Origin of the sequence: Streptomyces diastaticus subsp. diastaticus (assembly GCF_011170125.1) — a bacterium.
In the GTDB taxonomy this organism is placed as follows: Bacteria; Actinomycetota; Actinomycetes; order Streptomycetales; family Streptomycetaceae; genus Streptomyces; species Streptomyces diastaticus.
Window position 1 is genome coordinate 554,369 of sequence record NZ_BLLN01000005.1, and the last position, 12,313, is coordinate 566,681.

The following is a 12,313-nucleotide window of genomic DNA, read 5'->3' on the forward strand; positions in this document are numbered from 1 at the left end:
GGGCGCGGCCGAAGGAGAGGACCGGGCCGGACGGTGCCGTGGCCGCGTCCACCGTCCGGCCCGGAGTTCAGACGCCCGCCGCCGGTGCGACCGTTCGCGCGTGCTCGTACTCACAGGCGCCGTCGATCCCGTAGGCGGCCCACTCGGGGAAGGGATCAGACTCCGGCCACGGCTCCTCATCGCGCATCAGGCAGGCGGTCAGCGCCGTGACGAGCGACTCCTCGACCAGCTCGGTGCCGATGAAGACGAGTTCCTGGCCGTGCTGTGCGGTGGCGCCGGCACGGGCGCCGGAGGGTTCGAACCTGGCGACCGCGCCCGCCTGCGACCAGAGACCGGTCACGCCCGGGCGGCTCGACAGCCAGAAGAACCCCTTGGACCGCAGCACCTTGCCGTACCTGCCGCTCTCGAGCTCCTCGGTGACGAACACCCACAGCCGCTCCGGATGGAAGGGGCGGCTCGCACGGAACACGACACTCGAGATCCCGTACTCCTCGGTCTCGGGCACGTGATCGCCGTTGAGTTCCCGGACCCAGCCGGGAGCCTGCTGGGCCTTCTCCAGGTCGAAGAGGCCGGCGCCGAGGAGTTCGGAGGGAGCCACCCGCCCGTAGCGCGAGGAAACGATCCGGGCACCCGGGTTCAGCCTGCTGAGCGTGGCCTGCAGCCGCTCCCGCTCCCACGCGTCCACGAGGTCCAGCTTGTTCAGGACGAGGACGTCGGCGAACTCGACCTGGTCCATCAGCAGGTCGCTGACGGTGCGTTCGTCGCCCTCGTACTGATCGAGCCCGCGCTCGGTGAGCTCGTCACCCAAGGCCAGCTCGGGGAGGAAGTTGGCCGCGTCGACCACCGTGACCATGGTGTCGAGCCGGGCGAGGTCGCTGAGCATCGCCCCGTCGTCGCGCGGGAAGGAGAAGGTCGCCGCCACGGGCATCGGTTCGGAGATACCGCTGGACTCGATCAGCAGGTGGTCGAAGCGTCCCTCCCGCGCGAGCCGGTCCACCTCCTCCAGCAGGTCGTCGCGCAGGGTGCAGCAGATGCACCCGTTGGTCATCTCGACCAGCCGCTCCTCCGTACGCGACAGCGCGGCCTCACCTCCGCGCACGAGTGCCGCGTCGATGTTGACCTCGCTCATGTCGTTGACGATCACCGCCACCCTCAGGCCCTCCCGATTGGTGAGGACATGGTTCAGCAGAGTGGTCTTGCCCGCCCCCAGGAATCCCGAGAGCACGGTGACGGGGAGAAGATCTCGTGCCACGGCAATCAGCCTCCGGGCCTCAGCAGGCCACGCTCGTACGCCTTGACCAGCCGCTGCGGCACCTGGTGGGTGACCCCGTCCACGACCACCGGCACGAGCTGGGGCGTGGTCGCCCTCCACTGCGCGCGACGGTGTCGGGTGTTGCTGCGGGACATCTTCCGCTTCGGTACTGCCATGAGGAACCTCCTGTGCGTCTGCGTCGAGGAAGGACGCTACATGAAAATGATAGTCACCACCAAAATGGCTGCCGCCCGTCGCGCAGGGTGACAGAGCGACAGGGCGACAGGCGGGCGACTTCATGCATCCCGCCGTCGGGACACCAGGCGAGCGAGTTCGAATGCGCCGGCCCGCCCCACCTCCGCAGCACGGAAGCCCCGGCGCGGCACCGCCACCCGACTGTCGGCGCGGAGCACGGACGAGACGGCCGCGATCACACACGTGAGCCTCAGACGACCCGACTGACAGCCCCACTCGCCCCCCTCCCCCGGCGCCCGGTTCACAGACCCCGCGTGCGCGGGTGACACACGCCTGCAGGACTCCCCGCCACCGCTTGCGCAGATCACCTCAAGCCCCCCCCGACCTCCGCTTTCACCTCTGCTTCTGCTTCCGCTTCCGGTATGACCCGGCACACCTCGCGAGGCCGATACACCCCCTCCGCGCGACATCAGGGAGCGGAGATCCCGAACGGCCGGGAAGCCTCCGCCCCACCGAAGGGCACCCAGCACCTCGGGGCGCCGGTCCGCGACAGGGGGTCGAACCCGCCCGCCTCGGCGGCGACTGACGAAGCCGGGGCCCCTCCCCCTTCGGAGCAGGAGCACCGGCGGCCGGTGGCGGCGGGCGGTCGGCCGACCGCCCGGCGGCCTGGATCACACCCGGACAGGTATCCGCCAGACCCGCTCGACCGCCTCCCCGGTCAGCACCTCCGCCGGAGGACCCTCCCCTCGCACCGCTCCACCCTGGAGCAGCAGGAGGTGGCCTGCCGACCTGGCGGCCTCAAGATCGTGAGTCGCCTGGACGACCGTGCCCCCTCGCGCCGTCACCTCGGCGAGGACGTCCGCGATCAGTCGCTGGGCTGTGGCGTCGAGACCCGTCGTGGGCTCGTCGAGCAGAAGCAGATCCGCCTCCTGGGCGAGCCCCTGGGCGACGAGCGCGCGCTGACGCTGCCCGCCGGAGAGTTCCCCCAGCTGACGGTCGGCGAGAGAGGCGATGTCCAGCCGGTCCATGCACTCCTCCACCACCGCCCGGTCCTCCCGGGACAGCCGCCGCCACAGCCCGAGCCGCCCCCACCTGCCCATGGCCACGGCCTCCCGGACGGTCAGCGGGAGGGCGTCGGTCGCCGCACTGCGCTGAACCACGAAGGCGGGACGCTTCCCCGTGCGGTGCCGCACCGATCCCGATGTCACCCGGATCACGCCGGCCATCACGCCGAGCAGCGTGGACTTCCCCGAGCCGTTCGGGCCGACCACGGCAGTCGTGGTGAACGCCGGTATGCGCGCGCCCAGTTGCTTCAGGACATCACGACCCGCGTAGCCGGCCGACACCTCGTCGAGCCTCACCTGATGCCGCATCCCCGGACTCCTTCCCACCACCCCACTCTGGAGTGATAATCATTTTCATTGTAGTGTCCTGCCCCATGGAATGGTTGGTGGGTCCCTTTGAAGTGACCTTTGTTCAGCGGGCCCTGTGGGGCGGCGTCCTCGTGTCGTTGATCTGCGCCCTCGCCGGCACCTGGGTGGTGCTGCGCGGGATGGCGTTCTTCGGGGACGCGATGTCGCACGGCATGCTTCCCGGCATCGCGGTGGCGTCCCTGCTGGGAGGCAACCTGCTGCTGGGGGCCGCGGCGAGCGCGGCGGTCATGGCGCTGGGCGTCAGCGCGGTGGGCCGGTCCCCTCGCCTGTCGCAGGACACCAGCATCGGACTGTTGTTCGTGGGGATGCTGTCGCTGGGCGTGATCATCGTCAGTCGGTCGCAGTCCTTCGCCGTCGACCTGACGGGGTTCCTCTTCGGGGACGTACTCGCCGTCCGCACCACCGATCTCGCTTACCTGGGCGGCGCGCTGGGTGTCGCCCTGGCGATCTCCGTGCTCGGCCACCGGCCCTTCGTCGCGCTGGCCTTCGACGAACGCAAGGCGCACACGCTGGGCCTCCGGCCACGCCTCGCCCACGTGGCGTTGCTGACGCTCCTCACCCTGGCGATCGTCGCGTCGTTCCACATCGTGGGCACACTGCTGGTCTTCGGTCTGCTGATCGCGCCGCCGGCGACCGTGCTGCCCTGGGCCCGGCGCGTCCCGACGATCATGGCCGGAGCCGCCCTCCTCGGCATCAGCGCGACCTTCGTCGGCCTGCTGCTCTCCTGGCACCTCGACACGGCGGCCGGAGCGACCATCGCCGGGACCGCGGTGCTCCAGTTCCTCCTCTCCACGCTCGCCGCCGGCCTCGGCAACCGCCGGGCGCGTTCGGCTCCCCGCCCCACCACGACAGACCGCTCACACATGGAATACGGGCACGCGTCATGAACTTCAGGAAGAAATCCCTCACCGCGGCTCTCACCTGCGCCACCCTCGCGGGCACCGCCTTGCTCGTCGGCTGTCAGAGCCGGAGTGACGCGAAGACCGACGACAGGCCCACCGCCACCGAGAAACCCCACGGCTACGTGGCAGGCGCCGAGGAAACCTCCGAACAGCAGTCCCGTCTCGTACTCGCCGACGAAGAGACGGGCGAGGTCCGGGTCCTGGACCTGATCACGGAGGACGTCACTCCGCTGAAAAGGGTCAGCGGGGTGGGGAGTCTGCGCACCGACGGCCGGTTCGCCTATCTCGGCAGCGGCGACTCGACGCACATCGTCGACACCGGGGCCTGGATGGTGGACCACGGTGACCACGTCCACTACTACCGGGCCGAGATCCGCGACGTCGGCACCGTCGAGGGGAAGGAGATCACTCACGTCAGCAGCGATCCGGCGGTCACCGCGATGTCCTCCTCGGACGGCGGCCATCTGCTGTTCGACCGTAAGGAGCTGGAGGGCGGCGCCCTTGCGAAGGCGGACGCGCTGACCGGCGCCGCCGACGGTTCGGTCGTCCCCTACAAGGAGCATCTGCTGGTCACGGCGGCGGGCTCCGGCCAGGACGCCGTCGAGGTCCGCGACCGGGAGGGCGGGTCCGCGACGACGCTGGAGGAGTCGTGTGCCGAGGTGAGCGGCGAGGCCGTCACCCGCCGCGGGGTGGTCTTCGGGTGTGCCGACGGCGCGCTGCTGGTCAGCGAGGAGAAGGGCGGGTTCACCGCCGAGAAGATCCCCTACGGCACGAAGGTGGACGCCCAGGAACGGGCCGCCGGCTTCCACCACCGCGCCGGGAGCACCACGCTGACGGCCACCTCGGGTGACGACGCCGTCTGGGTCCTCGATGTCACCGAGCGCGCCTGGACGCGCATCGAGACGGGGCCGGTGACCGCCGTCAACACCGCCGGGGAGGGGGCACCGTTGCTCGCGCTCGGCGAGGACGGCCGGCTCACGGCGTACGACATCGAGACGAAGAAGGCCACCGACCACAAGAAGCTGATGTCCGAGAGCGGCACCTCGGCCTCGATCGAGGTCGACACCACCCGCGCCTACGTCAACGACGCCGCGGCGCGAAAGGTCCACGAGATCGACTACAACGACCACCTCCGGGTGGCCCGCACCTTCCCCCTCGACTTCGCTCCGACGCACATGGTGGAGACCGGACGATGAGCACCAGCCCCCCGCGCACGCGCTCGTCGGCGGCCCTCGCGTTCCTCGCCGGCCTGCTGGGCGTGCTGGCCTTGGCTGTCGGCGGGTGCGCGGCAGACGAGGAGGACCGGCCCTCCGTGGTCGTCACGACCAACATCCTCGGCGACATCACCCGCAACGTCGTGGGTGACGAGGCCGACGTGACGGTGCTGATGCGGGCCGGCGCCGATCCGCACTCCTTCGGCGTCTCGGCTCCTCAGGCCGCCGCCATGGAACAGGCCGACCTGGTCGTGTACAACGGCCTGGGCCTGGAGGAGAACGTCCTGCGCCATGTGGAAGCCGCCGGTGAGGCAGGCGTGTCCACGGTGGCGGTGGGCGATGGCGTCGACCCGATCACCTACACGTCCGGGGAGAGCGCCGGAACGTCCGACCCCCACTTCTGGACCGACCCGGAGCGGGTCCGCGAGGCCGTCGATCTCATCGCCGACCAGGTGACGGAGCACGTAGGAGGGGTCGACAAGGCCGCCGTCGCGAAGAACGCGTCCGCCTACGGCAGGCAGGTGGACGATCTCACCGCATGGATGCGGGACACGTTCGACGCCATACCCGCGAAGAGGCGTCAGCTCGTCACGAACCACCATGTGTTCGGCTACCTCGCCGAGCGGTTCGGGTTCCGCGTCGTGGGCGCGGTCATCCCGAGCGGCACCACCCTCGCCTCCCCGAGCGCATCGGACCTGAAATCGCTCTCCACCTCGATCGAGAAGGCGGGCGTACGGGCGATCTTCGTGGATTCCTCGCAGCCCGACCGACTGGCCCAGGTGCTGAAGCGCGAGACCGACACCGAGGTCGACGTCGTGCCCCTGTTCTCCGAGTCCCTTACCGAGAAGGGCAAGGGCGCCGCGACCTACCTGGAAATGATGCGGTCCAACACCGCATCCATCGCAACGGGCCTGAGTACCCGATAGCCACCCACCGTCATCCTCGATGAATGACGGCCATGGAGAGGAAAGAACAGAGAATGAAGCACATGGCCCGCCCCCGGACGGCTGCCGCACTGACCGTCCTCCTCGCGACCTCCGTCGCCCTCACCGCTTGCGGCGGTGGGAAGGAGGAGGCCGTCGGCGCCGGCGGGAAGAGCGACAAGGCGAACTCTTCGGCCACGGCGGTCAAGGACCCGATCGTCACCACCTACGACGGCGGCCTCTACGTCCTGGACGGCACGTCCCTCGAGGTCGCCGAGGACATATCCCTGGAAGGGTTCAACCGCGTCAACCCGGCCGGCGACGACCGCCACGTGATGGTCTCCACCTCGACCGGCTTCCGCGTCATGGACGCGGTGGGCGGCGAGCTGACCGACGTGGAGTTCAAGGGCAGCAAGCCCGGCCACGTCGTGCGCCACGCGGGCAAGACCATCCTCTTCTCGGACGGCACCGGCGAGGTCACCATCTTCGACCCGGCCGAACTCGGTAGTTCGACGCCGAAGAGCGAGACGTACTCCTCCGACGCGCCGCACCACGGAGTCGCCATCCAGCTCGCCGACGGGAAACTGGTGACGACCCTCGGCACGGAGGAGAAGCGCACCGGCATCAAGGTCCTGGACGAGGACCGCAAGGAGATCACGCGCAACGAGAAGTGCCCCGAGGTCCACGGGGAGGCCGCCGCGAAGGGCGAAGCGGTCGTCATCGGTTGCGAGGACGGCGTCCTCGTCTACAAGGACGGCGCCATCAAGAAGGTGCAGAGCCCGACCGAGTACGGGCGGATCGGCAACCAGGCCGGTTCCGAGGAGTCGGCCGTCGTCCTCGGCGACTACAAGCAGGACCCCGACGCCGAGCTGGAGCGCCCCGAGAAGATCTCCCTGATCAACACGGAGACCGGCAAGATGCGCCTGGTCGACCTGGGGACCAGCTACACCTTCCGCTCGCTGGCCCGCGGTCCGCACGGCGAAGCCCTCGTGCTCGGCACGGACGGGAAGATCCACGTCATCGACCCGGACACGGGCAAGGTCGAGAAGAAGATCTCGGTGCTCGACTCCTGGAAGGAGCCGCTGGACTGGCAGCAGCCCCGTCCGGCCCTGTTCGTCCGCGACCACACCGCGTACGTCTCCGACCCGGCCGGCAAGAAGCTCGTGGCCATCGACATCGAGAGCGGCGAGCAGCTGGCCGCCACCGAACTCGACCAGGCCCCCAACGAGGTGAGCGGCGTCACCGCACACTGATCACCACGAAAGGGCCGGCGAGGGTCCTGTCCTGAGCGCTGAGCGCGTCCCCTTCGGGGGGGCGCGCTCAACGCGATTCCCGGCTGGTCCGAGCACCTGCAGCACCTGCTCGTCGGCATCCGTGACGCGCCCGCCCGTCATCCCCCGTGAACGCGGGACGGGTGGTGGCGCGGCCCGCCGACCGCGCCACCACCCGTCAACCACGCCTCACCAGGAGGACTTCGTCACCCCGGGAAGGAACCCGGCGTGCGCCTGCTCCCTCATCCGGACCCGGGAGAGTCCGAACTTCCGCAGGTGGCCACGGGGACGGCCGTCCACGCTGTCCCGGTTGCGCACCCGGGTCGCGCTGGCGTTGCGCGGCTGGCGCCGGAGCTCCTGCACCGCGGCTGTCCGCTCGGCCTCCGGGGTGCCGGGACGGCGGATGATCTCCTTCAGCTCCGCACGCCGGGCGGCGTACCGCTCGACGACCGCCTTGTGCTTCTCGTTCTGCGCGATCTTGCTCTTCTTGGCCATCAGACCTTCCCTCCCCGTGCACGAACGCGTGCGACAGCCGCTTCGATGCCGATCGCGTCGATCGTCTTGATCGCCCTGGCGCTGAGCGTCAGGCGCACGTACCGGCCCTCACTGGGGAGCCAGTAGCGCTTGCGCTGGATGTTCGGGTCGAACCGGCGCGAGGTGCGGCGGTGCGAGTGGGAGATGTTGTTGCCGAAGCCCGGCTGTGCGCCGGTCAGCTGGCAGTGGGCGGACACGGGATTCCCTGCCTCTCGTCGATCCGGCTCCATTCTTGAACATGGAAACCATTGCCACATAGTACCGTCACGCCCACTCCGGGCGCGTCCGGCCCGCAAGCCCCGGCCCACCGCTGGAGCCGACCGCGGCAGGGCGCGCCCACGGATTTACCGGGCGCCCGCCCGGACATGGCGACGCACGCCGCGACGGAACAGGCATAGAGGGAATCCACCATGGACATGATGGATACGACAATCACATCCATCAGTCCCGCGTAGCCTGCGGAGGCACCGCCAGACCGACGGTGCTGCCGCCGGTGCCTCCGTGAAAGGGAAGTACCGCTGTTGGCCGTCCCCCTGTACCTGGATCCCAAGCTGGAGCCACCGCTCACTTCCCTGCTGGCATCGCCTGTCCTGCACGGCCTCGTGGACGGGCTCGGGTCTCCGCTCAACGTGGTCGTTCCCGACCGGATCGCCGACAACGTCGCGCGGTTCCAGTCCGTCTACCGTCGCCACCACTTGAACGGGAAGATCTACTTCGCCCACAAGGCCAACAGGTCCACGGCGCTGGCGCGCCGCCTGACCACCACCGGCGCCGGCATGGACGTGGCCTCACTCAACGAACTGCAGCACGCCCTGGCCTGCGGGTTCACCCCGGACCGCATCGGCGCCACCGGACCGAAGGAACCGGAGTTCTTGTGGCTGGCCGCCCGCGCCGGAGTGACGGTGAACATCGAGGGGCCCGCCGAGCTGGAGGACCTCGCCGCCCTCGTACGCCGTCACGGCCTCACGCCCGTCCACGTGCTGCTACGACTTTCGGACTTCTCCGGCCCCGGGGTGCGAGTCCTCAGCCGCCGGAGCAGGTTCGGCTCACCGGCCTCGGAGTTCACCGGCCTGCTGGACGCCGCCGAGCGACACCGGGACGCACTGGAGGTGGCCGGCGTCTCGTACCACCTCGACACCACCAGCGTCGAGGAGAAGGCGCTCGCGCTGGAGGGCTGCATCCGGGCCATGGACGAGTGCCGGGCCCGTGGGATGCGGCCGCGGCTGATCGACATGGGGGGCGGTTTCGGCGTCAGCTACCTGGCGGACGGCGCGCAGTGGGAGCGCTACACCACTCAGCTCACTCTCGCGGCCATGGGCCAAGGGCAGCCCATGGCATGGCGTGACCACTCCTACGGGCTGCGCCGCGAAGGCAATGCCTTACGCGGGAGCCTGGAGCTCTACCCCTCCTACCGTCCCACCGCCGGCGCCGGGTACCTGGACGAACTCCTGCGCTGCCCCGCGCCCACACTGGGTCGCCCGCTGGCGACCCTCCTCCTGGAGAATCTCTACGACCTGTGCGTCGAGCCCGGCCGCGCACTCCTCGACCAGTGCGGGCTGACGCTGGCCCGTGTCCTGGAGACGCGCACCGAGGCGGACGGCCCGCACTCCCTGCGTCTGGCCATGAACGCCGACGACTGCGCCTTGGAGGAGCACGGCATCCTCATGGACCCGGTGTTGCTCCGCCGTGACACGAGCCGGCGGAAGAAGGCGAAGCCCCCTGAAGAAGGGGGTGGCTTCTATCTCCACGGGAATCTCTGCCTCGAATCCGACCTGATCACGCGGAGAATCGTCCACCTGCCCGAGCGGCCGATGCCAGGTGACCTCCTGGCCTTCCCCAACACCGCCGGCTACTGCATGGACTTCAACGCCCATCATGCCCAGCAGCAGCCCGTCGCCCGAAAGGTGGCGGTGTACGAAGGCGCGGACGGTTGGGAATGGCGCCTCGACGACCAGTACTGGCCGATTCATTCCACAGGAGACGCGCATGAGGTATGACAGCATCATCGAGACGATCGGCGACACGCCCCTGGTTCGCATCGCACCGCAGGTGCACAACATTCCCAACATGGACCTTTACGCGAAACTCGAGTCGTTCAACCCCTTCGGTTCGTTGAAGGACCGGGCCGCGTGGAACATGGTGCGCCCCGGCCTCCAGGAGGCCGTCGAGCAGGAAAGCCAGATAGTCGAACTGTCCAGCGGGAACACAGCGAAAGCGCTGGCCGCCATCGCCGGTATTCACGGCGTCGGCTTCAAGAGCGTGACCAACCGGATGAAGATACCGGAGATCAAGGAACTGCTCCTGCTGCTCGGAGCCGAGATCCAGGAACTTCCCGGCCGGACCGAGTGCCTCGACCCCACGGACTCGGAGGACCCGCTGACGCTCTTCCACCGCAGCCTCCACGAGCCGGGCAGCACCCACCTGCACACCGATCAGTACTTCAACGAACGCAACCCCGAGGCCCACGAGCACGGCACGGGCCCCGAGATCATCAAGGACCTGGACGGCCGGGCACCGGACTGGTTCATCTCGGGTGTCGGCACCGCCGGCTCGTCCACAGGGGTGGCACGGGCATTACGCGAGAGAGATCCCAAGGTTTCCGTGGTGGGCCTCGTCGCCGAGAAATCGGACTTCATTCCCGGCATCAGGAACATCGACGAGGTGCAGGAAGTCGGGATCTTCGACCCGGACACCTACGGAACCATCGAGAAGGTGAGCTCCGACGAAGCCATCGACGGCATGCTCCAACTCATCCGGAGATGCGGAATACTGGCGGGCCCCACGGGCGGAGCCGCCTACTTCGGCGCGGTCCGCCATCTGAGGGAGATCGGTCCGCGGCTCACCGAGCCCGCGACCGCCGTCTTCCTCGTCTGCGACCGGGTCGAGAGCTACCTGAGTTACATCCGCAAGCGGCGCCCGGAACTCCTCGGCCGGCGCCCCGCGAACGACCCCGCCCCGGACGTGGCCCCCGCCGCTGACGCCGGCGAGGCCACCACCATCAGCGTCGCCGACTCCCGGACGTGGATATCCGAGTGCAGACCCGTCATCGTGGACATGCGCAGCCCCTACGCGTACGCGGCGCTGCACATCGAAGGCTCCCTCAACATCGTCGACGAACTGTTCGAGGAACTCGTACGCGCGGGACTTCCCTTCAGCAAGACGCAACCCGTACTGCTGGCGTGTCCGGTCGGTGAGAAATCCCTGAAGTACGCGGCCCGGCTGACCCGCATGGGCCATCCGGACGTGCGCAGCCTGGAAGGCGGCATCATCGCCTGGCGCGACGCGGGCGCACCGCTGGTGAGGGAGTGACGCCCGTGGAAGGCGAAACGGGCCGCGTGGAGCGGCTGGCCGCATGGCACAGCGGTCTGCGCGCGGAGTTCCCGATCATCACTCGCCACCCCGAACTGGCGTACCTGGACAGCGCCGCGACGGCTCAGAAGCCCCGAGCGGTCCTGGACGCGGTCCAGGAGTACCTCACCACCTCCAACGCCAACGCGGGGCGCGGCACGTACCCGTGGGCCAACAGGACGACGGCGATCATCGAGGGGACCAGGAACCGGGTCAAGGCGTTCCTCGACGACCCCTCCCCCGACACCTCCGAGGTGCACTTCACCAGCGGCACGACCGAGGGGCTGCGCCTGGTGGCGCTGGACTGGCTCGTCCATCAGCTCCGCGACGGGGACGAGATCATCGTGCCCTCAGCCGACCACCAGGCCAACATCTCGCCCTGGCACGAGGCCGTCGAGGTCCTGGCCCGCCAGGGAACGGGTGTCACCGTCCGCGCCATGCCGTACCAGCTGTCGTCGGGCGACTACGACACCGAGGCGCTCGCCGGACTCGTCTCCTCGCGGACCCGGTTCGTGGCCGCCACCCATGTGCATCACGTGTACGGCGGGGACATGAACGTGCACCGGATACGCCGGACGGTGGGGCCCGACGTGACGATCTGCCTGGACGCGGCGCAGAGCGTCGGCCATCTGCCGGTCTCCATGAAGGCGCTCGATGTCGACTTCGTCGCCTTCTCCGGGCACAAGGCCCTGGCCCTGCCCGGGTCCGGGGCACTCTGGTCCCGCAATGCCCGGGGGACGCCTTTCACTCCGCGCGGCTGGAACGGCACACCCAACACGGTAGGCGTCGCCAGTCTGGACGCCGCCCTGGAGTGGCTCGAACGGGCCGGCCTGCAGCGTGTCGAGGAATGGACCGTACGCCTGGCCGCGCGGCTGACCGACGGGCTGCGGGCCCTGCCGCCCTACGAAGTGCTCGGCTGCCAGCGGAGCCTGGCAGCCGACTCCCCCGTGCAGCAACGGCACGGCATCGTGACGTTCAGGCACCGCGCCATCGACTCGGTCGATCTGGGATTCATCCTGTTCAGCCACGGTTTCATGGTGCGCACGGACGGGCTTTGCCAGGGCGGGGCGGGTGGGAGTCGCAGCTCCGTCCGGGTCAGTCTGCACGTCTACAACAGCCGGGAGGAGGTGGACCGGCTGCTGGGCGTACTCGCCGACCTCGCGTAATGCAATGACATCCATTTTCACCTGTAGATTCGGAGGCACACGCAGCACGGACACCGCAGAGGTGGTAACGGGAAA

Annotated in this window: 12 protein-coding genes; 7 read left to right on the forward strand and 5 right to left on the reverse strand. The window is 69.2% G+C overall.

What is annotated here, in order from left to right:
- Positions 1 to 67: 67 nt before the first annotated feature.
- The 3 genes from Sdia_RS20025 to aztA form a co-directional block, all read right to left on the reverse strand.
- The gene (locus tag Sdia_RS20025; protein ID WP_100453806.1) at positions 68 to 1,252 is read right to left on the reverse strand and encodes a GTP-binding protein; all 1,185 of its coding nucleotides are present in this window, start codon (positions 1,250 to 1,252) and stop codon (positions 68 to 70) included.
- Positions 1,253 to 1,257: 5 nt separating this feature from the next.
- Positions 1,258 to 1,428 (reverse strand): 50S ribosomal protein L32, encoded by a 171-nt coding sequence (gene rpmF / locus Sdia_RS20030; RefSeq protein ID WP_100453805.1) that lies wholly within the window; start codon positions 1,426 to 1,428, stop codon positions 1,258 to 1,260.
- A 690-nt stretch (positions 1,429 to 2,118) separates the two neighbouring features.
- Positions 2,119 to 2,820, reverse strand: coding sequence for a zinc ABC transporter ATP-binding protein AztA (gene aztA, locus Sdia_RS20035; protein WP_189499908.1), 702 nt, complete (start codon positions 2,818 to 2,820; stop codon positions 2,119 to 2,121).
- 65 nt (positions 2,821 to 2,885) lie between these two features.
- Here aztA and aztB point away from each other — a divergent pair, with 65 nt between their 5' ends.
- From aztB to aztD, 4 genes are read left to right on the forward strand one after another with little or no spacing between them, the layout of a single operon-like run.
- Complete coding sequence (gene aztB, locus Sdia_RS20040) at positions 2,886 to 3,767, forward strand: zinc ABC transporter permease AztB (RefSeq protein ID WP_100453803.1); 882 nt, start codon at positions 2,886 to 2,888, stop codon at positions 3,765 to 3,767.
- Positions 3,764 to 4,978, forward strand: coding sequence for a hypothetical protein (locus Sdia_RS20045; protein WP_189499907.1), 1,215 nt, complete (start codon positions 3,764 to 3,766; stop codon positions 4,976 to 4,978). Before aztB ends, Sdia_RS20045 begins: the two co-directional genes overlap by 4 nt.
- The gene (gene aztC, locus Sdia_RS20050; protein WP_100453801.1) at positions 4,975 to 5,922 is read left to right on the forward strand and encodes a zinc ABC transporter substrate-binding protein AztC; all 948 of its coding nucleotides are present in this window, start codon (positions 4,975 to 4,977) and stop codon (positions 5,920 to 5,922) included. The genes Sdia_RS20045 and aztC overlap by 4 nt, the downstream gene beginning before the upstream one ends.
- A 53-nt stretch (positions 5,923 to 5,975) precedes the next feature.
- Positions 5,976 to 7,172: a zinc metallochaperone AztD gene (gene aztD, locus Sdia_RS20055; RefSeq protein ID WP_115069324.1), complete on the forward strand. Its 1,197-nt coding sequence runs from the start codon at positions 5,976 to 5,978 to the stop codon at positions 7,170 to 7,172.
- A gap of 207 nt (positions 7,173 to 7,379) precedes the next feature.
- On the opposite strand, the gene rpsN is transcribed toward aztD, so the two are convergent.
- Entirely contained in the window at positions 7,380 to 7,685 is a 306-nt protein-coding gene (gene rpsN / locus Sdia_RS20060; protein WP_100453799.1) for a 30S ribosomal protein S14, read from the reverse strand.
- Positions 7,685 to 7,921 (reverse strand): 50S ribosomal protein L28, encoded by a 237-nt coding sequence (rpmB, locus tag Sdia_RS20065; protein WP_100453798.1) that lies wholly within the window; start codon positions 7,919 to 7,921, stop codon positions 7,685 to 7,687. The genes rpsN and rpmB overlap by 1 nt, the downstream gene beginning before the upstream one ends.
- 324 nt (positions 7,922 to 8,245) lie before the next feature.
- Here rpmB and Sdia_RS20070 point away from each other — a divergent pair, with 324 nt between their 5' ends.
- Genes Sdia_RS20070 through Sdia_RS20080 form a run of 3 tightly spaced genes read left to right on the forward strand, consistent with a single transcriptional unit; the run spans position 8,246 to position 12,238 of the window.
- A complete protein-coding gene (locus Sdia_RS20070) occupies positions 8,246 to 9,721 on the forward strand; it encodes a Y4yA family PLP-dependent enzyme (RefSeq protein ID WP_370464529.1) in 1,476 nt (491 codons plus the stop codon).
- The gene (locus Sdia_RS20075; RefSeq protein WP_189499906.1) at positions 9,711 to 11,033 is read left to right on the forward strand and encodes a pyridoxal-phosphate dependent enzyme; all 1,323 of its coding nucleotides are present in this window, start codon (positions 9,711 to 9,713) and stop codon (positions 11,031 to 11,033) included. Before Sdia_RS20070 ends, Sdia_RS20075 begins: the two co-directional genes overlap by 11 nt.
- A 5-nt stretch (positions 11,034 to 11,038) precedes the next feature.
- Positions 11,039 to 12,238, forward strand: coding sequence for an aminotransferase class V-fold PLP-dependent enzyme (locus Sdia_RS20080; RefSeq protein WP_229830366.1), 1,200 nt, complete (start codon positions 11,039 to 11,041; stop codon positions 12,236 to 12,238).
- Positions 12,239 to 12,313: the final 75 nt, after the last annotated feature.